Genomic DNA, 23,168 nt, shown 5'->3' with positions numbered 1-23,168 from the left:
TCGTGAGGGAGATTAGGGTGTCACGGCGATGTGTGGTTGTGACTCGGCGCGAGGATAGTGCAGACGCGCCGGTGTGGGGACGGTACGAACGAACTAATCTTAAGTTGTGACCTCGGTAGATGGCCGCAGGGTGCTGTTCGTTCACGCACACCCCGACGACGAGAGCCTCACGACAGGTGGAACGATCGCCCGCTACGCCGCCGAAGGGGCCCACGTCACAGTGGTGACGTGCACGCTTGGCGAGGAGGGCGAAATCATCCCCGATGAACTCGACCAGTTGGGGGCCTGGGCAGGTGACCAGCTCGGCGGTTATCGGATGGGAGAGCTGAGCCGGGCCGGGGAGGCTTTGGGCTGGACCGAGCATCGTTTCCTCGGTGGCCCCGGGCGGTGGCGTGACTCGGGGATGGTCGGGACGAAGGCGAACGAGCATCCGCGCGCGTTCGTCCGGGGTTCCCTGGACGAACAGGTCGAACAACTCCTTTCCGTGTTCGAGGAACTACGTCCCGAGGTCGTCGTCACGTACGACTCGAACGGCGGGTATGGACATCCGGACCACATCCGCGCCCACGAGATCACGACGGCCGCGGTGCGGCGGGCCGAGGGCGTGCGCCGGTTGTTCCACACGGTGTCGTCGGCGGAGGCGACCTCGCGGGGGCTCGCCGCGCTGAGGCGGGACGAACGAGTGCCATTCCGGGTCCCCGCTGATGAGGAGCTGCCCACCACTCCGGACGCCGACATCACCACGCGAATCGACATCGCCGATTACCGCGAGGCGAAGTTCGCGGCGCTGCGGGCCCATCGCACTCAGGTGTCCGTGGGACCGGACTGCTTCGCGCTGTCCAACGGTATCGCGCAGCCGGTGCCCGACACGGAGTTTTTCGTGCTCGTCCACGGGCCTTCGGAGGACGTGGAGACCGATCTCTTCGGGGGGCTGTCGCGGTGCTGAAGCCCCCGGAGCAGTCGTCGGCCCGCAAATGGCCGATCATCGTTCTGCTCTCCGTGGACGCCGTGCTGCTCGCCACGTTGGAGTTGTTCTATCTGCCGTTGCGCCTCGACGGTGTGGTGTTGCCGAAGGTCGGTGACGTGCCGTTCCCACTCAGCGTGCTCGTGGCCGCCGTCACCACGCCGCTACTCGTGACGATGGCCGAACGGTTGGTGTCGCGCAGGCTGGCCATGATTCCGCTGCTGATGTGGTTCGTGACGCTACTCGTGCTGGGGGCCGGCGGGCCGGGTGGCGACACCGTGCTCGTGATCGACTGGAGGGCGTTGCTGCTGTTGGCGGGCGGGGCCCTGCCCGCCGCGATCGCGCTCGGAGGGTCGTTGGGGCGGACGGCGTTGTCGGAGACGAGAACGAGGTAGTGCTCGTGGGTGAGCCGATCGGCGACAAACACGTCGTCAAGGTGCTGCGGCCGTTTGTGAGGGCGGCGGGGCCGATGGTCGACGCGTTGCGGGAGTCCGATCCGTTCGGGCGCACCGCGCAGGACTCGCGGGAGGACACCGAGTCGTCCACGGTTCGGGCGAGGCTCGCCGAGGCGTTGAAGTCGGTGAAGGTCCCCGGCTCGGCCGCGTGGAACGCGATGGACGTTGACGACCGGGTCGACTGGTGGGTCAATCGGGTCGGACGGTTCACCGCGTTGCTCACCGCCGCTCCCGGTCTTCTCGGTGCGCTCGCCGATCGGTTCCCGGTCCAGGACACGATGGGTGTGGCGTCCCAGGGGTTGCTGTTGTGCGCCATCGCCGGTGAACACGGTGTCACGGACGTGGCGGAGCGCGTCCGGCTAATCGGGTGGGTGTTGTTCGAGCGCGACATCGACCCGGATTTGGCGGCGGGCAAGTACGAGGGCTACGACGTCGCCGGGGAGGATGCGCGAGCGGAGGAGCTCTCGCGGGACTTCCCCGGAGGCAAGCGCCTCGGGGTCAAGGCGGGGGCGCGCACCCTGTGGAAGCTCGGCCGGTCGCTGTTCGCGGTCACCGAGGAGCTGGAGAAACGGCCCAGCGGCAGGTTCTACCACCAGGCTCTCGGCGCGCTGCCGGTGGTGGGCCTGGTGGGCAACTATTTCGGTGAGCGTTCGGCGCTCAAGAAGGTGGCCAAGCGGGCGAGCACCTGGTTCGCCAAGCATCGCTGACGCCGGTCGTCCCCGGCGCCGTCACCGCCAGAACATGAAGACGTACTGTCCCACGGCCGCCGCGAACGCGTCACCGCCGACCGCCGCGAACACCGTGTCGGTGAGCCTCCACAGCGCGTCCCCGACTGCGGGAACGCTGATGATCAGCGCGAACAACACGAGCGGTGCCCACGGCCGGGCCTTCGCGCCGAACTCGCGGAGCTGCGGCGACAGGTAGGGCTCGACGGCACCGAAGCCGTCGAGACCCGGCACCGGCAGGATGTTGATGACGAACGCGAGGATCTGCAACGAGGCGAGGTAGGACAGCCCGGCGAACAGCCCCGGTGGCATGGAGACGGTGGCCACGAGGGCGGTGAGCACGACGCCGATGGCGAGGTTGCTCAACGGGCCGGCCAGTGACACCCAGGACGACACCGCGCGGGAACGCAGAGCCCAACGGTTGATCCACACCGCCCCGCCGGGGAGCGGGATCCCGCCGATGGCAAGGATGAGCAACGGCAGTACCAGCGACATGACCGGGTCGGTGTAGCGCCGGATGTCCATCGACAGGTAGCCCTTGGCGGCCACCTCGTGGTCGCCGCCTTTGTAGGCCACGAAGGCGTGGCCGAACTCGTGCAGCGTCAAGGACAGGGCCCACCCGCCGATGACCAGCAGGAACATTCCCAATGTGCCCGTGACCGGCCGGTTCAGGATGTCCTCGAACCCCAGCGTGGTGGTGAGCACACCGCCGACGACGGTGACGGCGAGGATCGCGTAGAACAGCAGGCTTGGGCGAACGACTGAGCGTGGCACGAGTTCGGTGTGTCCTCTCGTTCGTCGGCTGGGCGGACCCCCGGTGGAAACGATCGAAACCGGTCAAGGGTTCCTCGGCGTGTCCGCTTGCGCGCGCGGCCACAAGTATCCCCCAACCTTGCTACTCTGCTTGACCCGGCCGCACTACACAGGTGTAATCACATTGATGTCATTCCGCTGTCTTAAAGGGGGGCAGCTGGGGGCATCCAGTACCGCCGGCCCTGGGAGTGCGTGGAAGCGAGGAGGCGGACGTGCGGTTGGACACTACTGGAATGGAATGGGGGAACGTCATGGAGTTGGGTGGACACCCGCTGGACGATCAGGGTGTGCTCACCGAGCTCTTCGACGTGACGGGGGAGCAGGACTGGCAGGAGCGCGCTCTGTGTGCGCAGACCGACCCCGAGGCGTTCTTTCCCGAGAAAGGGGGCTCGACCCGGGAGGCGAAACGCATTTGCCAGGTGTGCGAGGTGAAGGACGCCTGCCTGGAGTACGCCCTGGCACACGACGAGCGGTTCGGCATCTGGGGCGGTCTCTCCGAAAGGGAGCGGAGGAAGCTGAAGAAACGCGCCGTGTGACTCACGGCGTCGATCGCTCGTTAGAGTGAGTGCCCTTGGTCGTCTCTGTACGCGGAGAGGCACTTGCCGTCCACGATCGTCCCTTCACAGGTTCGTACTGCGCTTGCATCGGCTGCGTGTTCCCGTTCTGACGGGCTGTTCCGTCCCTCGGTCGGTTACCGGCGGGGTGCGTCGAGCATTCTGGCCGATACCCGTGCCGAGGTCGAGCATGCTTCGGTCGGCGGCGTGTTGCCGTCGGAGCGGCCCGGTGAGCGGGGCGCGTGGTCGGTGAGGCTCCGGTGACGCGGGTGGGGCGTTCGAGGTGGGCTCCACCCGCGGTTTTGGCTGGGGCCCTCGCCGTCGTCGCCTTGGGGACGCATTCGGAGCGGCTCGGGCTCTCCCTCGTAGGCGGGGCGTTGCTTCCGGTCGGCGCCCTCGGCGAGCTGTGGAGCGAGTACCTCGCCGCATGGCACGGCGGCGCCGGAGGAGCCGTCGGCGCCGCTCCCCCGGCCTTGGCCGTGCTCGGAGTGCTCGGGGCTCCCCTCGCACCGGTGGGAGGGCCCGCGGCCCTCGTGGCGGTCTTGCTGCTGGCCGACATGCCGTTGGCGGGCCTGTCCGCGTACCTCGCCACCCGGCGGATACCCGTCCACCGGTGGATCAGGGCCTTGGCTGCCGCCACCTACGGACTGTTGCCTCCGGCCACCGCGGCCGCCGCACAGGGTCGACTCGACGTCGTCGTGTGGCATGTGTTGTTGCCGGTGCTGTTGGCGGGCGTGTTCGCGGTGACGTACGGGCCGATACGCCGGCGATGGCTGGGCACGAGCGCGTTGTGTGCGTTGGGTGTGGCGACCGCGGCGGCCTTCCTGCCCGTGGCGTATCCGTTGTTACTGCTCGTGGCGTCGATCGCCTTCGTCGCCGCGCCCGGTCGGGACCGACCGAGGGCACGAGCCGGGGCCTTCGCGGTGCTCGCGCTGCTGCCTCCGGGGCTGTTGCTGCCGTGGCTGCCGGTGCTCGTCGCCCATCCCGTGCTCGTGCTGCAGGGTGTGAGCGGGCCCGCCGTGCGGCCGGCCGCCCCGCTGGAGTTGCTCGGTCTCGATCCGGGAGGGCCGGGTGGTTCCCCGGTGGGAGCCGTCGTGGTGGTGGCGGCGTTGCTGGCCGTCGTCACGCGGCCCACCTCCCGCATGGCGCCCGCCGGAGGGCTCGTGCTGGTAGGAGTGCTCGGCGCGGGGCTCCTTGCGCTCGTGTCCGCGCGGCCGGTCCGTGGTGGCCCGGTGTCCCCCGCCTTCGCGGGCGCCCCGCTGCTCATGGTTGGCGCGGGGTTGCTCGTCGTCGTGCTGGTCGCCTGTCTTCCCGCGCCGGAGCGGGCGCGGACAGCTCGAACGCGCGCGATCGTGATCGGCGCGGTGTGTGGGGTGTCGGTGCTGGCGGGTTTCGACGTCGTCGCCGGTCGGGAAGGCCCACTGGTGGCGCGGTCGAACGCGCCGACGGCACTCCTGAGCGAGGAACTCGCCTCGACCGGTCGGGGAGTCCTGGTGCTCGGTGATCCGGAAGACCCCTATGACGTTCCGCGTCTCACCGCCGGACGTCCGCCCCGCTTCGGGGACGACGCGCTGGCTCCCGTGGAGTCGATGACGTCACGGGTGTGGGAGTGGCAACGACAGCTGTCGAGCGACGAGCCCGAGGCGGTCACCTCCGCGGTGACTTCGGCCGCGGCCTCGGGCGTGCTGTTCGTGGTGCTGCCGCCGGGAGAGGACGGTGGGGCGTTGCGGAACGCGGCGGGTGAGCTCGTCGCGCCGGCACCGCCCACCAGTGACGGGCGAACGGTGGTGAGGCTGACGCCCGAGGTCGGGGCTGTGACGCTGATCGCCTCGGAGCAGGCTCGCAGGTCGGTCAGCGGCCTGCAGCCCGACGCCGAGCTGTTGACCCCGCCCGCGGCGGTGGCGGTGGACGCCGCCCCGCCCGAGGTCGGGGTCCGGGTCTCGGAGGGGCCCGAGGGACGGCTGCTGGTGCTGGCGGCGGCCTATCAGCCGGGATGGCGCGCCACGGTGGACGGCGACCCCGCTCCCATCGTCCGGGCCTGGGGAAACCAGGTGGCGGTGGCCGTGCCGCCGGAAGCCGCGGAGGTCCGGGTGGGTTTCGACGGCGACCGGCACGACGTGCTGCTGCTGGGGCAGCTCGCGGCGGTGTTGTTCACGGTGCTGACGGCCCTGCCGTCGCTGCGGCGTTCGGCTCGTCGGGACGGCTGACCGGCGAGCCCGCACCGGTCAGCCCCCGTCGATGATGTCGGGCTCCACGCCGAGGTAGTTGGCGACCTGCTCCACGAGCACGTCGTGGACGAGTTCGGACAGCTCCGTCGGGTCCTTCGCCCTCGCCTCCAGCGGCCGGCGGTAGAGGACGATCCTCGCCCGTGTGGGCAGGCCGTCACGATCGACTCCGGCGGGGACGAGTCGGGACAACGGGACTCGCCCGTCCAGCAGCACACCGTCGATCTGCGTGGAGGGAATCTCCATACGCACTTCGGGTACTTCGTCCACGGCTACGTCGAGCTCGGTGAGGTCGTGCCGCCAGCGGGCCTCGATCGGCTCCAGGGCGTCGAGCACCAGGGCGTCGAACTTCTCGGCGCGGCTCGACGCGGCAGGCAGCGTGGACGGGAACAGCGGCCCTCGCAGACCGCGACCGTGCCGGTCGCGGCGGAACCGCCGCCGCTGTCGCGAGCCTTTCGCCATAGCCACGTGGGGAAGCCTACGCGCCATGTCATCAAGACATTCTCGGTGTGTCGGCAGCGCGCGGGACTTCTTACAGGATATGGTGAGCAACTGTGCGGAGCGTGCGAAAGTGTTCGCGGACGGGTTGCCTCGAACCCGCTGTTGCGACGCTGACCTACGCCTACAGCGACTCCACGGCAGTGGTTGGTCCGCTGGCCACGGCGTCGGAGCCCCATTCGTACGACCTCTGCGAGGCTCACGCCCTGAGGCTCACGGCGCCTAAGGGCTGGGAGGTCGTCCGCCACGAGGGTGAGTTCGCTGTGCCGGAACCGTCCAGTGACGAGTTGACCGCGCTGGCCGAGGCCGTGCGTGAGGCCGGGCGGTCCGACCGTCCACCGCCTCCCTCTTCGGAACAGCGGGAACAGCCGAGAACGAGCCAGGGCAGGCGGGGACACCTGCGGGTACTGCCCGGCCGCGCCTGAACGTCCGGACGTGTCGGTAGGCTTCCTCGCGGGTATCGAGGCTTGCGAAGCCTGTATCGGAGTACGGATCGGGGAGAGGCGTGTCAGACCTGTCGGCCATCGTGAAGGCGTACGACATCCGCGGTGTCGTTGGTGAGGAGCTGACCGAGGAGCTGGTCACCGACTTCGGTGCGGCCTTCGCCTTGCTCATCAAGCCCGACTCGCCCTCGGTGGTGATCGGACACGACATGCGGGAGTCGTCGCCGAGCCTGGCCAAGGCGTTCGCGAAGGGCGTGACGTCGCAGGGGCTCGACGTGGTGTCGATCGGTCTGGCCAGCACCGACGAGCTGTACTTCGCCTCCGGCTCGTTGAACATGCCGGGCGCGATGTTCACGGCCAGCCACAACCCCGCTCGCTACAACGGCATCAAGCTCTGCCGGGCGGGTGCCGCGCCGGTGGGGCAGGAGTCCGGGCTCGCCGAGATCAGGGACACCGTCGAGCAGGGGGTCCCCGAGTTCGCGGGGCAGCACGGCACCATCACCGAGCGTGACGTGTTGAGCGACTACGTGGCCCACCTGCACAGCCTGGTCGACCTGAGCGGCAGCCGCCCGCTGAAGGTGGTCGTCGACGCCGGCAACGGCATGGGCGGTCTCACCGTGCCACGGGTGTTCGAGAGTCTGCCCTTCGAGCTCGTGCCGATGTACTTCGAGCTCGACGGCACGTTCCCGAACCACGAGGCCAATCCGCTGGACCCCGCCAACATCGTCGACCTCCAGGCGAAGGTCCGGGAGGTCGGCGCCGACGTCGGACTCGCGTTCGACGGCGACGCCGACCGCTGCTTCGTGGTCGACGAGAACGGCGACCCGGTGTCTCCCAGCGCCATCACCGCCCTCGTGGCGGTGCGGGAGCTGGCCAAGGAGCCGGGTGCCACGATCATCCACAACCTCATCACGTCCAAGGCGGTGCCCGAGATCGTCACCGAGCACGGGGGAACGCCGGTGCGCACCCGTGTCGGGCACTCGTTCATCAAGGAGGAGATGGCCAAGACGGGCGCCATCTTCGGTGGTGAGCACTCGGCCCACTACTACTTCCGCGACTTCTGGCGTGCCGACACGGGCATGCTCGCGGCGCTGCACGTGCTCGCGGCGCTGGGCGAGCAGGACGGTCCGCTGTCGGCGCTGACCTCCGAGTACAGCCGCTACGTCGCGTCCGGCGAGATCAACTCGACGGTGGACGACCAGGCCGGGCGGCTCGCCGCCGTGAAGGAGGCGTTCGGAGGCCGGGACGGAGCCGAACTCGACGAGCTCGACGGGCTCACGGTCGATCTCGGCGACCGCGGTTGGTTCAACCTTCGCGCATCCAACACGGAGCCGTTGCTTCGCTTGAACGTCGAGGCCCCGGACGAGGCGTCGGTACGTGCGTTGACCGACGAAGTTCTCGCCATCGTGCGTGGTTGAGTTACGGAACGCCATCCGTCACGTCGATCCGACCTCCCGTATGAACTCGCTAGTGGTAAAGAGGAAGCATGGCCGTCACGCTTGATGCGCAGTTGTTGGAGATCCTCGCGTGCCCCGCGCCGGACCACGCTCCGTTGACGCCGGGGACGCCGGGTGATCCCGACGCGGATGCGCTGACCTGCACGTCGTGCGGGCGGGTCTATCCCGTACGTGACGGTATCCCCGTGCTCCTGCTCGACGAGGCGACTCCTCCGGACGACGGCGGGCGTGACACCGATGACCAGACCAGTTCCGATGGCGCTTGACGACAGTCTGCTCGACGACCCGACGCGGTTGGCCGCCGCCGACGGTGCCGGACTGTTGAGGGCTGCCGCCATGGCGGGCGCCCAGGTCCGGGCCACCGTGGGGACCGCAGCGGAACTGGAGCTGAGTGAGCGCCTCGACGTCGGCAGACCACGTTCGTTGGTGATCGTGTCCCGTCCCGGAGTGGGGCACACCGCGGCGAGGTTGCTGGAGGCCCTCGTCGCTCCGACGAGTCCCGTTCCCGTCGTGCTGAGCGACGTGGTGCCGAACTGGGTCGGGGCGCTCGACGTGGTGTTCGCGCACACTGACGACCCGTACGACCACGAACTGGCGTTGTCCCTGGAACGGGCCGCGCGCTACGGCGCGGGCCTGGTGCTGTCCGCACCGCCGGACGGGCCGGTGGCCTCGGCCGTGGCGGGCCGTGGGGTGATTCTCGCGCCCCGTGTTCCGGTGCCACCGGAGTTCGGGCTGGCGCGAGCCTTCACGGCGGGGTTGCTCACGACCAACACCCTCGGCCTGTCCGTGGCCGACGTCGACACCCTCGCCGACCGCCTGGACCACGAGGCCGAACGGTGCTACCTCGGCCACGAGTCGTTCGTCAATCCCGCCAAGTCGTTGGCCTTGCGGCTGGCGGAGCGCACCCCGCTGCTGTGGGGGTTGGACGCGGTGGCGGTGGGGGCCGCTCACCACGCCGCGTATGCTCTGGCCGCCCACGCGGCCGTCGTCGCGGACGTCGCCCACTATCGTCAGGCGCTGTCCCGTCCCGCGCTGCGAAGGGCGGCCACGGACGTGTCGGGGAGCAACACGATCTTCGCTGATCCCGAGGACCGGGAGGGGGAGAGCGTTCCGGTCCGGGTGGTACTGCTCGCGGTGCTCACGGGACAGGCGGCGGACAGCGGCCGTCGTCGTGCCGAGGAAGTACTGCCCTCGGCGGACGTGCTGGCTCCGGCGGATGAGATCGTGGCCGATGACGCCGCCCGCGCGGCCGTTCTCGCGCTGCGTTGCGAGTTCGCGGCGCTTTACCTCGGTCTCGCGGCGGGAACGATTGGGGGAGCTGGCCGCGTTGCGCCCGCAACGGCGTAGGCCAGCACACGAGAAAAGGCCGGGGGAACGGCCGGCGAGGAGTTGAGTTGACCGTGGAACTGCTGCGCAACGCAGTCCGGCCCTACGCATGGGGCTCCAGGACCACGATCCCCGAATTGCTGGGGCGTCCGGTGCCCGCGCCACATCCTGAGGCGGAGCTGTGGATGGGGGCGCATCCGGGAGATCCTTCCCACGTGGTGAGCGAGGACGGAACGGAGCGGAGCCTGCTCGACCTGGTGGAAAGCGACCCGGTGGGGCAGCTCGGTGAGGACTGCGCGAGCCGGTGGGGCGGTCGACTGCCGTTCCTGCTCAAGATCCTCGCGGTGGAGGAGCCGCTATCGATGCAGGCTCACCCGTCGGCGGAACAGGCGGCCGAGGGTTGGGCCCGCGAGGAGGCGGCGGGAATCCCGAGGGACGCACCGAATCGCAACTACCCCGACCCGACGGCCAAGCCGGAGTTGGTGTGCGCGCTGACGGAGTTCCACGCGCTCGCCGGGTTTCGCGATCCGCACCGCACCGTGCGGCTGTTGCGGGCCATCGACACACCGGGGCTGACCAGGTACACCGAGCTGCTGGCGGCCCAGCCCGACTCCAACGGGCTCCGGGCGCTGTTCACCACGCTGATCACCATGCCGCAGCCGACCCTCGACCAGCTCCTGCCCGAGGTGCTCGACGCGTGCGTGAGACACGTCAAGGAGCACGGCGAGTTCGACACCGAGTGCCGCACCGTGCTCGAACTGGGGGAGGCGCACCCGCACGACGCCGGTGTGCTGGCCGCGTTGTTGCTGAACCGCCTCACCCTCCACGCGGGTGAAGCCCTCTACCTGCCCGCGGGCAACCTGCACCTGTATCTGCACGGCACCGCCGTGGAGATCCTCGCGAACTCCGACAACATCCTGCGCGGCGGATTGACGCCCAAGCACGTGGACGTGCCCGAACTCCTGCGGGTGGTCGACTTCGCGTGCGGTGACATGCCCGTGTTGCGCGGGGAACGCGGTGACGTCGACGACCGCGTCGCCGTCTACCGCACCGACGCGCCGGAGTTCGAGCTGGCGCGGCTCGAATGGGCCGACGACGACAACGGCGAGGTCCGGCTCGGCGCGTCCGGCCCGCAGATCCTGCTGTGCACCGAGGGTGAGCTGCTGCTCTGCTCGGAGGACGGCACGAAGATCGAGCTGCGGCGCGGGGAGTCGGTGTGGTTGCCCGCGCGCGATCCCGACGTGCGCATCCGGCCCATTCTCAGCGGCCCGGCCAGGGTCTTCCGGGCCACCGCCGGCACGTGTGCCTGAGGCCGTCGGTGTGAGGCCCGCGGGGTGAGTGTCGAGCCCCGAGGCGTGGCTGTGGGGTCCGGCCCCTCGCGGGGAGGACGCGCGGCGGCTCGGGGCGGGTCGCCGCGTACTGTCCGACGGCGTGGAACCGGGTGCCGCCTCCCGGCGGGTCTTCCGGAGTTCTAAGCTGCACTCCGGTCGATTGTGGCTCGGTCCACACACGAAGGGGGACATCGTGGCAGCCGAAGGTGGAACCAAGGCAATCCTCGCGGCGTTGCTCGCCAACGCGGGTATCGCCGTTTCCAAGTTCGTGGGCTTTCTGATCACGGGCTCGTCGTCGATGCTGGCCGAGTCGGTGCACTCCGTGGCCGACACCTCCAACCAGGGGCTGCTCCTGCTGGGCCAGAAGACCTCGAAGCGGCGTGCGACCAAGGCGCACCCGTTCGGATACGGGCGGGAACGCTACTTCTACTCGTTCATCGTCGCGTTGATGCTGTTCACCCTCGGGTCCGTCTTCGCCGTGTACGAGGGCATCCACAAGCTTCGGCACCCCGAGGAGCTGTCGTCGCCGCTGGTGGCCGTGGCGATCCTGGTGGTGGCCATCCTTCTGGAGGGCTACAGCTTCCGGACCGCCGTCACCGAGTCCAAGCAGTTGAAGGGCAACAAGTCCTGGTGGGCCTTCATCCGGCAGTCGAAGAGCCCCGAGCTGCCCGTGGTGCTGCTCGAAGACGCCGGTGCCCTGTTCGGGCTCGTCTTCGCGTTGCTCGGCGTCGGCCTCTCCGTGGCGACTGGTGATCCGATGTGGGACGGCGTGGGCACGCTCCTGATCGGTCTGCTGCTCGGAGCCATCGCGATCACGCTGATCGTCGAGATGAAGAGCCTTCTCATCGGCGAGGGCGCGACCGACCAGGAACTGGAAGCGATCGTGGGCGAGCTGGAGGCGGAGGACGTCAAGCGCGTGATCCACATTCGCACCCAGTACCTCGGTCCGGAGGAGCTCCTGGTGGCGGCCAAGTTGGAACTGCGCGCGAGCCTGGACATGGCGGCCATCGCCACCGCGATTGACGCGGCCGAGGCACGCGTCCGTGCGCGGGTGCCCGCCGCTCGGCTGATCTACCTTGAGCCGGACCTGTACCGCACCCCGGTGTGAGGATTTGGCGAGTCGAAGCGGTTTGTTGCGACTTGATGGCGATTGAGTCGTCGGTCGTTACCGATCGGAATCGAATGGATCACCGTCACGAATCCGGCATGGTGGTTTCACTCTGGGCATATAAAGTGCGATTGGCCTCTCCCGACTTCGAGGTCTCCCGTGTCCCCCGTGTTCTCCGACGGAGTCCCCGATGCCCCGACGTCTTCGACACCTCGCCGTCGCCCTGCTGAGCCTGGGCCTCACGGTGAACGCCGTGCCACCGGCAGCGGCGACGGAGACGGAGGACCCACGCGCGGAGACGTACGAGGGAAACGCCGTGGACTGCGAAGAACTCGGCGGCGGCATCCTCGTGAGCGTCGAGCCCAACGAGAAGGTCGAGAACGTCGCGCTGACGTACGAGGGGGGCGTCCCCGGCCAGGACCAGTACGTGACGATCACGGAGGTTCCCGAGGGCATCGCGGTCACCGCGATCGTCGTGAAGGGCGGGCCCGGCTACCACGTCTACGTGCCGGGTGAGCCGGGGGTTCCGAAGAGCGCCCCCTGGGAGTCGTTGCGGCCACCGCTGAACCCCGGCGGCAACCTTCCGCAGATCAGTCACTGGTTCGCCTGCGGGGAGGAGGCACCGTCCCCGACCGCGACCACCGAGCCGGTGCCCTCGGAGCTGACCGTGGCCCGGCCCGAGCCGAGTGAGGTCGCGGCCGAGCAGCCACCGGTGCGTGAGGCCGTCGACGCGCCCACGCCGACCTCGCCGAGTGGTCCCACCACTTCGAACTTCGCGGACGCCACCGACACCCCGCCGAGCCCCGGGGACGAAGCCGCCCCGGTGGCGGCGGGTGAGGAGGATCTGGCCTCCACCGGGTTCAGCGGCGGCTGGTTGATCGGTGTCGGTGTCGCGTTGCTCGTCGTCGGTGGGGCGTTGCTCGTCGTGGCGCGAATGCGTAGGACCAAGGACAAGGCCACGTCCTGAACGGTCAGTTCGGTCTCTCCGCGACCCGGTCGCCCTCCGGACGGGGAGTTCCGAGGACGTCGCGCGGCACGAGGCCCGACGGTTGCGGTGACTCGGGTGTCGGGCCGATCAGCCCCGCCGCGTACGCCACGGCCCTGTCCCACTCGGGTTCGACGACGTAGTCGGCGTGCCTGCGCACGCCCGGAGCCCAGCGGCGCCCGGTGACGGGACTGGACGCCGGGTCGGGCAACCAGTGGTCGCCGCCGAGCACCAGCGTCCCGTGGGGGCCGGGCTCTGCGGCGTCGAGCGGCCCCACTCCGCCTTCGGGCAGATAACCGACCCCGATCAGCTTGCCGTCCGTGACCTGGTGCCGCCACGTGGTGGCACCCCCTCCGAAGGTGTCGGTGCCCCGGCAGAGTCCCCGCCAGCGGCCGCCGAGGTCACCGAAGACCCGGACGAGCGCCTCGTGGCCGAACACGCTCGGGAACACGCGCTGGTAGCCCCACTGCAGCGGGGTGCCCGCCGTGAGCAGTCCGAGCCGTTCGAGTTCGGCGTCGGACAGTTCCTCGATCAGTCTGCTCGCCGTGATCACGGCGAGCAGACCGCCCACGTGATACCCGGCGAGAACGACCCGGTTGTCGGGCACACGGAGGTGTTCCTTGGCGCGTTCGGCCAGTTCGGGCACGACTTTCAGCGCGTACGAGGGCGGCACCACCGGGTGTGCGACGCGGGGCCAGAAGCACACCAGGTCGACGAACGCGGCGAGGTGGCGCACCCGGAGCGCCCCGGTCGCGGTGACGAAGACCGCCCGCAGGAGCGCGAAGGCCAACCCGCCGAGGGCCACCACCCCCACCGCCGACAGTGGTGTCAGCCAGTCCGGGACTTCGAGCGGGCTCACGCGCACGACCACGAGCGCAGCCGCGCCCACGACCATCGCCATGACCACCGCGAGCACGATGCGGTGCAGGTGCTTGCGTTCCCAGGCGGCCCTGGCCCAGGCGTCGGCGGCGGCGTCGACGTCCTCCTCACGGGTCTCCATGAGACGTAGCACCTCGGGCACCCCGCGTCGGGCCCTGCGGAGCGGCACGGCGACGGCGAACACGGGCACGGCCACGAGCGCGGCGAACACGAGCCCCGCGCCCCATAACAAGGTGATCAGTGTGTAGCCCTCGGGCAGGGTGAGCGAGGGTTCCAGCGCGTAGCGAGCCGCGATCGCCAGGCCCGCGCCGAAGCCTCCGCCCAGCAGCGCCGCCAGGGCCAGCGTGGGCGCGGCCGCCCAGCCACCCGCCCACGGCCGGAGTCTTCTGGGAAGCGCCGACCACGCACGTCGGGCCATGATCGCTGTCGGGACGAGCAGCAACGCGAAGACCACGCAGACGGCGAACAGTGCCGCCGCCACCAGTTCCACGGTGGCGTTCGCGCCCGTGGACACCCGCGCCGACAGCGGCGTCACCACCACCGCGGCCATCCCGACCAGCACCAGCGCGAGCGTGAGAAGTCCGGCGCGCAGTACCCGCCCCAGCAGCCGATTCGCCCGTAACGCCGCCGCGCCGACACCGAAGCCGAGCGACACGAGCGCGAGTACCCACACGACGGTCGCCACAGTGCCGGTGGGCGTGGTCAGGGGACCGCCCAGCAACACGAGTACGACGACGTCGAGCGCTGCCACCGTGTGCAGGCAGCGCAAGGTGGTCGTCTCCTGCTCATCGTCCAGCATCGTCCCGCCGGGAAGATCCGGGAGGGGCTTCCGGAGACGGGGTGCTCGCACCTGCCAGGACGTGGACGCCACGAGGAACAGGACGCCGATCAACGCCAGGAGCGGTGTGAGCCCCAGGGCGGTGCGGACGCTCGCCGTGTCGCGCAACCACGACGGCGCGTCCTCCAGACACGCCGCGGTGGGGCTCAGGCACTGCGTCGCCAGGAGATCGAGGGTCACGACCGCGAGCTGACCCACCAACAGCATGGTGAGCAGCAGTCCGGCGACCCGCAGCAACGCCCGGCAGAGCACCGACAGCAGTTTCGAGACCCAGGACCCCGAGGCCGGCGGCAACATCCACTGCGCGACGTTGACCAGGGAGAACGGAAACAGCAGGGCCCAGGCCGCCTTCGTCGTGCCCCCCGAGGTCATGCGGCTCCACAGGTAGCCCTCCAGGGTCCTCGGCACGGAGCGACCGGGGGTCCGCAGCACCGGTCCGGGCGCGGGCCGACGCAGCCGGTCACACGGCCGGATGATCCGGCCGATCCCGTCGCCCGCGACGTCGACCGTGCCCGTCGAGTCCAGCAAGTTGTCCCCGCTGGTGCCGATGAGTCCCGGAACGCGTAACTCGACGACGTGGGTGTCGGGGCCGGGAAGTGGCACGCGCGCAAACACCTCGCTCACTGGGGTCGAGACTCCTGGCCTGCCTGCTCACGGCCAAAGTCGATCGTGTACCCACGGTAACTAATCCGTCACGTCTTCGCTGGTCGTCGCGGTCGGCAAGTCGGTACCCGGTCGGGGGAAACCTGGGCTGGGCCAGAATGGGCGCATGGGGCGATTGGTGGCCATCGAGGGGCTCGACGGAGCCGGCAAGCGGACGTTGACGGACGCGCTCACCGCGGCTCTGCGTGAGCACGGCGCGACGGTCACCACGGCGGCCTTCCCGAGGTACGGCAGGGACGTGCATGCCGACCTCGTCAGGGAGGCGCTGCACGGCGAACACGGCGATCTCGCCGAGTCCGTGTACGGCATGGCGTTGTTGTACGCGCTGGACCGCAGGGACGCCGCCGACGAGCTGCGAGCGGCGCTCGCGGAACACGACGTGGTGCTGCTCGATCGATACGTCGCCTCGAACGCCGCCTACCAGGCCGCCAGGCTGCGTCAGGGAATCGACGGTCCCGTGGTGCGGTGGGTGCGGGAAACGGAGGTCGAACGGTTCGGGCTGCCCGTCCCCGACCTGCACTTGCTGTTGCGGGTGCCCCCGGAGGTCGCCGCCGACCGAGCGGCGAACCGGGCCCGGCAGGACGCCACTCGGGCGATGGACGCCTTCGAGTCCGACGACGCACTCCAGGCCCGCTGCGCGCGCGTGTACGACGAACTCGCCGCCGCGAACTGGCTGTCGGAGTGGCATGTCGTCGACGGCACCGAGGACTTGACGGGTGGACCGGAGGCGACCGAGGCCGTGGCCGTGCTGGCGAAGAAGATCTACCTCGGGAAGTGACCGAGCTGAGCCGACAGCTCCGTGGCCGCCTCGGTCAGCGGGCCGACGAGCTGGGGCACGCGTTCGCGCGAGAGCCGGTACGACGGCCCCGAGGCGCTCATCGCCGCGATCACCCGGCCGTCGGCGCCGAAGATGGGCACCGCGACGGCGTGCATGCCGAGTTCGAGTTCCTCGAACGACGCGGCGTAGCCGTCGCGCCGCACGCGGGCGAGTTCCGCCCGTAGGTCCTCCGGCGCCACGGTGGTGCACGGGGTGTAGCGCTCCAACCGTTCCCGCAACACGCGTTCCCGCGAGTGCTCCGGCAGGTATGCCAGCAGCACCTTGCCGCTGGAGGTGGCATGGAGCGGGGTGCGCCGACCGGTCCAGTTCCGGGTGGCGACGGCCGCGGACCCGAACGCCTGGCTGATGTTGATCGCCACCCCGCCGTCGGCGACGGCGATGTTGACGGTCTCCCCGAGCAACTCGGCCAGCGACCGGCAGGCCTCGTTGCCGAGCCTGGCGAGGTCCAGCCTGTTCATCGCGGCACCGGCGAGCCGGACGATGCCGAAGCCGATGGCGTACTTGCCCCGCTGGCCCAGCTGTTCCACGAGGTCACGCGACTCCAGCGAACTCACGAGCCGGGAGGCCGTGGACTTGTGGACCCCCAGTTCGGCGGCGATCTCCGTGATGCCGGCCTCGCCTTCCCTGGCGAGCAGTTCGAGCACGCTGATCGCGCGGTCGATTGACTGAATGGTCCCGGCGGCGCCCTTCTCAGACTCGGAGTTCCGCATAGCGCAACGGTAACGTGTGGAGGCAAGAGTCCGGGTCACACACGGGTCGCGAACGGGCACTCCTAGCGCGTCGGTAGTGCGAATGTTGGGCTCTCTATCTCTTTTTCACCGGGTCGTGCACATTGCGCAAGGCGTAAGTGCGAATATGTGGCCATGAAGGCGCGTGTGCTGGTCGTCGACGACGACCCCGCTCTGGCTGAAATGCTCACCATCGTGCTGCGCGGCGAGGGGTTCGATACCGCCGTGGTGTCCGATGGTTCCCGTGCTCTGCCTGCGCTGCGTGAACTCAAGCCCGACCTCGTCCTGCTCGACCTCATGTTGCCGGGCATGAACGGCATCGACGTCTGCAAGGCGATCAGGGCCGAGTCGGGTGTGCCGGTCGTGATGCTCACGGCCAAGAGCGACACCGTGGACATCGTGCTCGGGCTGGAGTCGGGCGCCGACGACTACGTCGTCAAGCCGTTCAAGCCGAAGGAACTGGTGGCACGGGTGCGGGCGCGGTTGCGGCGCACCGAGTCCGAGCCCGCCGAGACGCTGACGATCGGCGACCTCCACATCGACGTGCCGGGGCACGAGGTGACGAGGGACGGCAAGTCGATCGCGTTGACCCCGCTGGAATTCGACCTGCTCGTGGCGCTGGCCCGCAAGCCGCGTCAGGTGTTCACCCGCGAGGTCCTGCTTGAGCAGGTCTGGGGGTACCGCCACGCCGCGGACACCCGGTTGGTGAACGTGCATGTGCAACGCCTGCGGTCGAAGGTCGAGAAGGACCCCGAACACCCGGAGGTCGTGCTCACCGTTCGCGGTGTGGGCTACAAGGCCGGTCCCCCGTAATGGGGTTCGTAAGGTGAACGTATGAGCGGACGACTGGCTTCGGTGAGCCGGTCGGCGTTGTCGGTGGCCAGGCGTGTGGCCGCGTTCGGCAGGCGCAAGACGGTCGCTTTCGGCGAGCTGTGGAATCGTTCCCTGCAATTCCGGGTGACGACCTCCACGCTCGCCCTGTCGTCGGCCGTGGTGTTCGTTCTCGGCGTCGTGCTGCAGAACCAGATCGTCGATCGGCTCGTCCAGACCAAGGAGCGAGCCGCCATCACGCAGTTGCAGGTGGCCGTGCGCACCGCGGAGAACGAACTGGTCGGTGACGCGGGGCAGGGCGACGCTCTGCGCAATCGCCTCTCCAACGCGCTCAAGGCGTTGACCAGCAGCTCCGCGGCCACTCAGGACATCGACAACTCCTCGGCGGCCGGCGCGTTCGAGCCCGTGCTCGTGGCGGGCGATCCGGGTGAGGCCGACAGCGATCTGGTCTACGCCGGCCCCGTCGAGGTCGTCCCCGCCGGGCTGCGCAACTACGCCGAGAACAACCGGGTCGCGCTCCAGTACCACACCGATCGCGCGACGGGCTCGACCTACCTCATCGCGGGCGCACCGGTGACCACGGCGACCCGGCCGATCCAGCTCTACCTGCTGTTCCCCATGATCACGGAGCAGCGCACGGTGGCCACCGTGCAGAACACGCTCCTGGTGGGCAGCGCGTTCCTGCTCGTGCTCCTGGCGGTGATCACGAACATGGTGACGCGACAGGTGGTGCTGCCGGTGCGGAGAGCGGCGGCCGCTGCGGAGGGGTTCGCGGAAGGCGATCTCAACCGCCGCCTCGACGTGTCGGGGGAGGACGACCTCGCCAAGCTCGCGATGTCGTACAACGAGATGGCCGCGAGCATCCAGGAGCAGATCCGCAGGCTGGAGGAGTTCGGGCAGCTGCAGCGGCGGTTCACCTCGGACGTCTCGCACGAGCTGCGCACCCCGCTCACCACCGTGCGGATGGCCGCGGACGTGCTGTATGCCTCGCGCGACCAGTTCCCGTCCGGGCTCGCGCGGTCGTCGGAACTGCTCGTCGACGAACTCGACCGGTTCGAAAGCCTGCTTCGCGACCTGCTGGAGATCAGCCGTCTCGACGCGGGCGTGGAGGAGCTGGCCGCGGAGACCACCGTCGTCCGCCCCATCGTGCACAGGGTCGTCCAGCAGCTCAAGGTCATCGCGGGCAGCGCGGGAAGCGAGATCGTCCTGGAGCTGCCCGACGAGGAGATCACCGCGGAACTGGACACCAGGCGGGTGGAACGCATCCTGCGGAACCTGCTCGCCAATGCCGTCGACCACGGCGAGGGGCGTCCCGTGCGGCTGCGGGTGGCGGCCGACGAGCACGCTGTCGCGATCAGCGTGCGCGACTACGGTGTCGGCCTGCGCCCCGGCGAGGCGGAACTGGTGTTCAACCGCTTCTGGCGTGCCGATCCCTCGCGGAACCGGCGCACCGGGGGCACCGGCCTCGGGCTCGCGATCAGCCACGAGGACGCCCGGCTGCACGGGGGCTGGCTCGAAGCGTGGGGTGAGCCGGGGCAAGGGGCGTGCTTCCGCCTCACCCTGCCGCGCGTCGTGGGCAGCACCCTGGAACACAGCCCCATCCCGCTGCCGCCCGACCCGCCGTCCGGAGAGCCGGGGCGTCACGGCGACGAGAGCGGGGAATCGGCGCGAGCTCACGACGCCGGGGACGCCAAGGCCGCCGAGGCCGCCGAGGCCGCCGAGGACACTGTCGCCGGACGGGAGGAGGTGCGGTGAGAAGGCATCGACGCGTGTCGGGCGCGGCGCTCGCCTTGGTCCTTTGTGTTCTCACCGTGACGGGGTGTGCCGCGATTCCCATGGAGTCGCAGCCCAAGGCCATTCCACAGAGCCACGTGGGTCAGCCGACGCAGGAGATCCCCGAGCCCGAGCTCGGTCTCGACCCGCTCACGGTCGTCAGGAAGTTCGTGCGTTACAGCGTGCAACCGGCCAACGACCACGCCGCCTCCCGCGCCTACCTCAGCGACAAGACGCGTGAGGCGTGGAAGCCGGACTCGAGCCTTCGAGTGATCAAGGACGAGTTCAACACCGTCTACGCGCCGGAGAGCGAGCAACCCGACGACCCCAACGAACGTGTGGTGGCGTTGCGGGCGGTGCAGATCGGAAGGCTGGCTCCCGACCACTCGTTCATCCCGGGGGTGAGCGACTACCGGAAGCCGGTGCGGGTGCGAAAGCAGGCCGACGGGGAGTGGCGCATCGTCGACCCGCCCGACAGCATCGTGATCACGGAGAACGACTTCAACAGGGCCTACTTCCAGGTCCCGGTGTACTTCTTCGCCCCCGACTCGACGGCGCTCGTCTCCGACCTGCGGTATGCGGTCGCGCGCCCGCAGTCGGGCCTACCGGCCCGTGTCGTCGACCTGTTGCTCTCGGGGCCGTCCGAGGGTCTGGCCGGTGCCGTGCGCAATCCACTCGGCGACGCGTCGCTCGACAGCAACGTCACCAACGGTGACGACGGCTCACTCATCGTGCCGTTGACCGGGCTCAGTGACGAGACCGTCCAGGAACGCGAGCTGATGGCGGCGCAGATCGTCCGTTCGTTGCAACACGTGACGACGAACCGCGTGAAATTGCTGTCCGACGGCACCCCCTTGGTGCCGGGGCGGGTCGAGTGGCAACCCAGTGACCTTCCCGCGTACGACACGCTGTCGTCTCCCAGCGCCGAACTGCCGGGGCTGATGACCGTGGGCGGGCGGGTGCGCTCGCTCGGGTCCGGCGCCCCCATCGACGGGCTCGCGGGGTCGGGGTCGCTCAACGTCGTGAGCGCCGCGCAGGCGATCAACGGTCATCAGTTGGCGGTCGTCGAGGCGGTCGACGGCCAGATGCGTCTCCGGGTCGGCGACTATGGCACTCCGGGCCAGGTGGTGGAGCTGTCCGCGGCGCAAATGACCCGGCCCACGTGGAAACCGCCGGTCAGCAAGGACGACAAGTCCACCGAGGTGTGGACGGTCGTCGACGGCAGACAGGTGACACGGGTGCAGCAGGACGCGGACGGACAGTGGGTGACGGTGCCGGTCAACGCGTCCGAACTCGCCGACGCCGGGGAGATCACCGCGCTGCGGCTGTCCCGCGACGGCACCAGGGCGGCCCTCGTCGCCGGCGGCAAACTGGTGGTCGCCTCGGTGGTGCGCACGGCCTCCGGCGCGACGCTGCGCGCGCCGCGGGTGCTGCAGGAGGACCGGCTGTACTCGGTCGTCGACGTCGATTGGATCGATCACGACACGCTCGTGGCGGTCACATCGTCGGAATGGGTGCCCGTCGCGCGGGTCTCGGTGGACGGCTTCCAGTTCGACCAGTACAACACCTCCAACCTGACGCCGCCGATGCGAGCCGTCACCGCGGCTCCGGGGCGTCCCATCGTGGTGGCCGACAACAGCGGGCTCTGGACGGCGGCCGAGATCGGAGCCGTGTGGGTGCCGCACGGTCACTCCACCGCCGACGCCCAGCCGTTCTACCCCGGCTGATCCGTTCGCGCGCCAACGGAGGATTCGGTTCCTTCGGGACCGGGGATCGTCGGGGGTGTGCGCCACGGTGCGCGTATGACATCGCGAACGCCGAGTTCACTCCTCCGGTCCGCCGGCACGCTGGCGCGGGCCGCCGGGGCCGCCGTGGCCGCCGTGGCCGAGTTGCTGTTGCCGTCCGTGTGCGCGGGTTGCGGGCGGTTGGGAGCCGCCGCGTGCGAGAGCTGCCTGGCCGAGTTGGCCGCCGGACCTCTTGCCGTGGCGCCCGGCGTGGCCGCGCTGGCCCGCCACGAGGGAGTCGCGCGGGAGCTCGTGCTCGCGCAGAAGGAAAGGGGGCGACGCGATCTCGCGGCTCCACTCGGGCAGGCCCTCGCCCGCGCCCTGCCGAGACTGTCCCGAGCGAGTCCCGACGCGGACGGAACCTGGTGGTTCGTGCCGGTCCCGTCCCGGCCGTCGGCCGCGAGGGCCCGTGGTGGCTCGCACGTCCTGGCGCTGGCCCGGTCGTGTGCCGCTCATGTCGCGGGACGCGGCGGCGCCGCGGCCGTGGCTCCGGCGTTGCGGTTGTCGGCGCGCGCTCGTGACGCCGTGGGCCTCGACCCCGCTGCCCGCAGGGCCAACCTGGCCGGTCGCATCAGCCTGGACCCCGACGGAGCCCCCGCGCCGGGAACACCCGTCGTCCTGCTCGACGACGTGGTCACCACGGGAGCCACGATCGACGCCTGCGGCCGGGTCCTGGCCGCACACGGGGTCGTGGTGACCGCGGCGCTGACGTTGACGGTGGCGTCCCGGACCGCTGCGCCGTTCCCAGCGCCGGGAAACCCCGCCCCTTGTCACCCACATGGGTAGTTGGGGAACTGAACGAGGGGGGCCGACGTTGACCGGATATGACGCAGCCCACGGTCACGCAGAGCCAGGCCGGGGTATGCCCACTGCGTCACCGGTATGAGTTCAAAGCCGGTGCGCTGCTCCGAACGAGGGGTGGCACAGATGTCACAACCAACGTTCCGCCGCGTACTGTCACCGCCCGACTGTCCTCGGTGTCCCCCGGCGCGGGGGGTGTTGTAGCGGTGCTTCGCGGGCTAACGTGCAGCGCTAACGAACGTCCCGGCCGTAGGGGAGGTGAAGAGTCGATGTCCCCGGTGCCGGAGCTCTGATTTCGGCTCGGATGCCCGAAATTTCCGTCGCATCCGGTCTCTCGCCGTCGCTTCGGTGCCCGTGGTCGCCCATTTCAAACACTCGCATGTAGGTGAGCGAGGAGGTCGTGAATGGACATCGTCGTCAAGGGTCTTAACGTGGAGGTTCCCGAGCACTATCGGGAGCACGTCGCGAACAAGATGGCACGACTGGAACGCTACGACAGGAAGGTCATCCGTTACGACGTCGAACTCTTCCACGAACCCAACCGCAGGCAGGCCAAGAACTGTCAGCGTGTCGAGATCACCGGTAAGGGCAAGGGCCCGATCGTCCGCGCCGAGGCGCGGGCGGGCGACTTCTACGCGGCGCTCGACTCTGCGATTAACAAGCTCGAGAGCCGACTTCGCCGCCTGCACGACCGGCGTTGCGACCATTACGGACGGCGTGCGCCCCGGTCCCTCGCCGAGGCCACGGCGGCGGGGCCGGTGGACACCGGAACGAGCCGCGGCCGCTCGGCGACCGCTGTGCTCGAGGCGCCTGCCGAGACCGCGGTCGACGAGGACACGGCGACCGACGAACTGGAAGTACCGGGTCCGCGATGGGACGACGGGGTGGCTCCCAGTCAGCCCGGCCGGATCGTTCGGGAGAAGCAACACTCGGCCGAACCGATGACAGTCGACGATGCCCTTTACCAGATGGAGCTCGTCGGGCACGACTTCTACCTCTTCAATGACTCGGAGACCGGAAAACCGAGCGTCGTGTACCGCCGGAAGGGGTTTGATTACGGGTTGATACGACTAGGCTGACTCCGTGGTCGGCCCGTCCAGGCGGACCGACCACGTGCCGAGTCCGTTTTCGGCGGCCCGCGCGACGTGG

Annotated in this window: 22 protein-coding genes; 18 read left to right on the top strand and 4 right to left on the bottom strand. The window is 69.6% G+C overall.

Annotation, left to right across the window (positions count from 1 at the left end; translation table 11 throughout):
• The first annotated feature begins 106 nt into the window (after positions 1-106).
• Genes mshB through SACGLDRAFT_RS16890 form a run of 3 tightly spaced genes read left to right on the top strand, consistent with a single transcriptional unit; the run spans position 107 to position 2,126 of the window.
• Positions 107-946 carry an N-acetyl-1-D-myo-inositol-2-amino-2-deoxy-alpha-D-glucopyranoside deacetylase gene (gene mshB, locus SACGLDRAFT_RS16900; RefSeq protein WP_040919213.1) on the top strand — a complete coding sequence of 280 codons (840 nt, stop codon included), beginning with the start codon at positions 107-109 and terminating at the stop codon, positions 944-946.
• Positions 940-1,359, top strand: coding sequence for a hypothetical protein (locus tag SACGLDRAFT_RS16895; protein WP_005466100.1), 420 nt, complete (start codon positions 940-942; stop codon positions 1,357-1,359). Before mshB ends, SACGLDRAFT_RS16895 begins: the two co-directional genes overlap by 7 nt.
• A gap of 5 nt (positions 1,360-1,364) precedes the next feature.
• Entirely contained in the window at positions 1,365-2,126 is a 762-nt protein-coding gene (locus tag SACGLDRAFT_RS16890) for a hypothetical protein (protein ID WP_005466099.1), read from the top strand.
• Positions 2,127-2,147: 21 nt separating this feature from the next.
• On the opposite strand, the gene SACGLDRAFT_RS16885 is transcribed toward SACGLDRAFT_RS16890, so the two are convergent.
• The gene (locus SACGLDRAFT_RS16885; RefSeq protein ID WP_005466098.1) at positions 2,148-2,918 is read right to left on the bottom strand and encodes a site-2 protease family protein; all 771 of its coding nucleotides are present in this window, start codon (positions 2,916-2,918) and stop codon (positions 2,148-2,150) included.
• Positions 2,919-3,169: 251 nt separating this feature from the next.
• Between SACGLDRAFT_RS16885 and SACGLDRAFT_RS16880 the strand changes: the two genes are divergently transcribed.
• Both SACGLDRAFT_RS16880 and SACGLDRAFT_RS16875 read left to right on the top strand, forming a co-directional pair.
• Entirely contained in the window at positions 3,170-3,493 is a 324-nt protein-coding gene (locus SACGLDRAFT_RS16880) for a WhiB family transcriptional regulator (RefSeq protein WP_005466097.1), read from the top strand.
• Positions 3,494-3,771: 278 nt separating this feature from the next.
• Positions 3,772-5,718 carry a hypothetical protein gene (locus SACGLDRAFT_RS16875; RefSeq protein WP_005466096.1) on the top strand — a complete coding sequence of 649 codons (1,947 nt, stop codon included), beginning with the start codon at positions 3,772-3,774 and terminating at the stop codon, positions 5,716-5,718.
• An 18-nt stretch (positions 5,719-5,736) separates the two neighbouring features.
• Here the strand turns inward: SACGLDRAFT_RS16875 and SACGLDRAFT_RS16870 are convergent, their stop codons facing one another.
• Positions 5,737-6,198 (bottom strand): metallopeptidase family protein, encoded by a 462-nt coding sequence (locus SACGLDRAFT_RS16870; protein WP_005466095.1) that lies wholly within the window; start codon positions 6,196-6,198, stop codon positions 5,737-5,739.
• A 92-nt stretch (positions 6,199-6,290) separates the two neighbouring features.
• On the opposite strand from SACGLDRAFT_RS16870, the gene SACGLDRAFT_RS16865 reads away from it, so the two are divergent.
• From SACGLDRAFT_RS16865 to SACGLDRAFT_RS16835, 7 genes are all read left to right on the top strand, one after another.
• On the top strand, positions 6,291-6,659 hold the full coding sequence (locus SACGLDRAFT_RS16865; protein ID WP_005466094.1) for a DUF3499 domain-containing protein: 369 nt from the start codon (positions 6,291-6,293) through the stop codon (positions 6,657-6,659).
• 80 nt (positions 6,660-6,739) lie between these two features.
• The gene (locus SACGLDRAFT_RS16860; protein WP_005466093.1) at positions 6,740-8,095 is read left to right on the top strand and encodes a phosphomannomutase/phosphoglucomutase; all 1,356 of its coding nucleotides are present in this window, start codon (positions 6,740-6,742) and stop codon (positions 8,093-8,095) included.
• A gap of 68 nt (positions 8,096-8,163) precedes the next feature.
• Positions 8,164-8,400: a Trm112 family protein gene (locus tag SACGLDRAFT_RS16855; protein WP_005466091.1), complete on the top strand. Its 237-nt coding sequence runs from the start codon at positions 8,164-8,166 to the stop codon at positions 8,398-8,400.
• Positions 8,390-9,481, top strand: coding sequence for a hypothetical protein (locus SACGLDRAFT_RS16850; RefSeq protein WP_005466090.1), 1,092 nt, complete (start codon positions 8,390-8,392; stop codon positions 9,479-9,481). The genes SACGLDRAFT_RS16855 and SACGLDRAFT_RS16850 overlap by 11 nt, the downstream gene beginning before the upstream one ends.
• Positions 9,482-9,528: 47 nt before the next feature.
• On the top strand, positions 9,529-10,770 hold the full coding sequence (gene manA / locus SACGLDRAFT_RS16845; RefSeq protein ID WP_005466089.1) for a mannose-6-phosphate isomerase, class I: 1,242 nt from the start codon (positions 9,529-9,531) through the stop codon (positions 10,768-10,770).
• A gap of 214 nt (positions 10,771-10,984) precedes the next feature.
• Complete coding sequence (locus tag SACGLDRAFT_RS16840) at positions 10,985-11,899, top strand: cation diffusion facilitator family transporter (RefSeq protein ID WP_040920098.1); 915 nt, start codon at positions 10,985-10,987, stop codon at positions 11,897-11,899.
• Positions 11,900-12,089: 190 nt separating this feature from the next.
• Complete coding sequence (locus SACGLDRAFT_RS16835; RefSeq protein WP_005466087.1) at positions 12,090-12,866, top strand: hypothetical protein; 777 nt, start codon at positions 12,090-12,092, stop codon at positions 12,864-12,866.
• A 4-nt stretch (positions 12,867-12,870) separates the two neighbouring features.
• On the opposite strand, the gene SACGLDRAFT_RS16830 is transcribed toward SACGLDRAFT_RS16835, so the two are convergent.
• Positions 12,871-15,204 (bottom strand): hypothetical protein, encoded by a 2,334-nt coding sequence (locus tag SACGLDRAFT_RS16830; RefSeq protein ID WP_040920095.1) that lies wholly within the window; start codon positions 15,202-15,204, stop codon positions 12,871-12,873.
• A gap of 166 nt (positions 15,205-15,370) precedes the next feature.
• Here SACGLDRAFT_RS16830 and SACGLDRAFT_RS16825 point away from each other — a divergent pair, with 166 nt between their 5' ends.
• Positions 15,371-16,042, top strand: coding sequence for a dTMP kinase (locus SACGLDRAFT_RS16825; RefSeq protein WP_005466085.1), 672 nt, complete (start codon positions 15,371-15,373; stop codon positions 16,040-16,042).
• Here SACGLDRAFT_RS16825 and SACGLDRAFT_RS16820 read toward each other — a convergent pair.
• On the bottom strand, positions 16,027-16,812 hold the full coding sequence (locus SACGLDRAFT_RS16820; protein ID WP_005466083.1) for an IclR family transcriptional regulator: 786 nt from the start codon (positions 16,810-16,812) through the stop codon (positions 16,027-16,029). The genes SACGLDRAFT_RS16825 and SACGLDRAFT_RS16820 overlap by 16 nt on opposite strands.
• Before the next feature lie 153 nt (positions 16,813-16,965).
• Here SACGLDRAFT_RS16820 and mtrA point away from each other — a divergent pair, with 153 nt between their 5' ends.
• The 5 genes from mtrA (at position 16,966) to hpf (ending at position 23,098) form a co-directional block, all read left to right on the top strand.
• Complete coding sequence (gene mtrA / locus SACGLDRAFT_RS16815; protein WP_005466082.1) at positions 16,966-17,643, top strand: MtrAB system response regulator MtrA; 678 nt, start codon at positions 16,966-16,968, stop codon at positions 17,641-17,643.
• Positions 17,644-17,664: 21 nt separating this feature from the next.
• Positions 17,665-19,416, top strand: coding sequence for an MtrAB system histidine kinase MtrB (gene mtrB, locus SACGLDRAFT_RS16810; protein ID WP_005466081.1), 1,752 nt, complete (start codon positions 17,665-17,667; stop codon positions 19,414-19,416).
• Positions 19,413-21,161: an LpqB family beta-propeller domain-containing protein gene (locus tag SACGLDRAFT_RS16805; RefSeq protein WP_005466080.1), complete on the top strand. Its 1,749-nt coding sequence runs from the start codon at positions 19,413-19,415 to the stop codon at positions 21,159-21,161. Before mtrB ends, SACGLDRAFT_RS16805 begins: the two co-directional genes overlap by 4 nt.
• 75 nt (positions 21,162-21,236) lie before the next feature.
• Entirely contained in the window at positions 21,237-22,004 is a 768-nt protein-coding gene (locus SACGLDRAFT_RS16800) for a ComF family protein (RefSeq protein WP_005466079.1), read from the top strand.
• A gap of 419 nt (positions 22,005-22,423) precedes the next feature.
• Positions 22,424-23,098, top strand: coding sequence for a ribosome hibernation-promoting factor, HPF/YfiA family (gene hpf / locus SACGLDRAFT_RS16795; RefSeq protein ID WP_005466078.1), 675 nt, complete (start codon positions 22,424-22,426; stop codon positions 23,096-23,098).
• Positions 23,099-23,168 lie beyond the last annotated feature (70 nt).

It is taken from the genome of Saccharomonospora glauca K62, from assembly GCF_000243395.2.
In the GTDB taxonomy this organism is placed as follows: domain Bacteria; phylum Actinomycetota; class Actinomycetes; order Mycobacteriales; family Pseudonocardiaceae; genus Saccharomonospora; species Saccharomonospora glauca.
The sequence above is the reverse complement of the archived record's forward strand: the minus strand, read 5'-3'. Positions and strand labels throughout refer to the sequence as shown.

What these genes read in the sequence shown, in the direction of transcription:
- SACGLDRAFT_RS16835 (WP_005466087.1), top strand. Translation starts at nt 12,090, where the DNA reads ATGCCCCGACGTCTTCGACACCTCGCCGTCGCCCTGCTGAGCCTGGGC.
- mtrA (WP_005466082.1), top strand. Translation starts at nt 16,966, where the DNA reads ATGAAGGCGCGTGTGCTGGTCGTCGACGACGACCCCGCTCTGGCTGAA.
- SACGLDRAFT_RS16800 (WP_005466079.1), top strand. Translation starts at nt 21,237, where the DNA reads ATGACATCGCGAACGCCGAGTTCACTCCTCCGGTCCGCCGGCACGCTG.
- hpf (WP_005466078.1), top strand. Translation starts at nt 22,424, where the DNA reads ATGGACATCGTCGTCAAGGGTCTTAACGTGGAGGTTCCCGAGCACTAT.
- mtrB (WP_005466081.1), top strand. Translation starts at nt 17,665, where the DNA reads ATGAGCGGACGACTGGCTTCGGTGAGCCGGTCGGCGTTGTCGGTGGCC.
- SACGLDRAFT_RS16855 (WP_005466091.1), top strand. Translation starts at nt 8,164, where the DNA reads ATGGCCGTCACGCTTGATGCGCAGTTGTTGGAGATCCTCGCGTGCCCC.
- SACGLDRAFT_RS16850 (WP_005466090.1), top strand. Translation starts at nt 8,390, where the DNA reads ATGGCGCTTGACGACAGTCTGCTCGACGACCCGACGCGGTTGGCCGCC.
- SACGLDRAFT_RS16870 (WP_005466095.1), bottom strand. Translation starts at nt 6,198, where the DNA reads ATGGCGAAAGGCTCGCGACAGCGGCGGCGGTTCCGCCGCGACCGGCAC.
- SACGLDRAFT_RS16825 (WP_005466085.1), top strand. Translation starts at nt 15,371, where the DNA reads ATGGGGCGATTGGTGGCCATCGAGGGGCTCGACGGAGCCGGCAAGCGG.
- SACGLDRAFT_RS16820 (WP_005466083.1), bottom strand. Translation starts at nt 16,812, where the DNA reads ATGCGGAACTCCGAGTCTGAGAAGGGCGCCGCCGGGACCATTCAGTCA.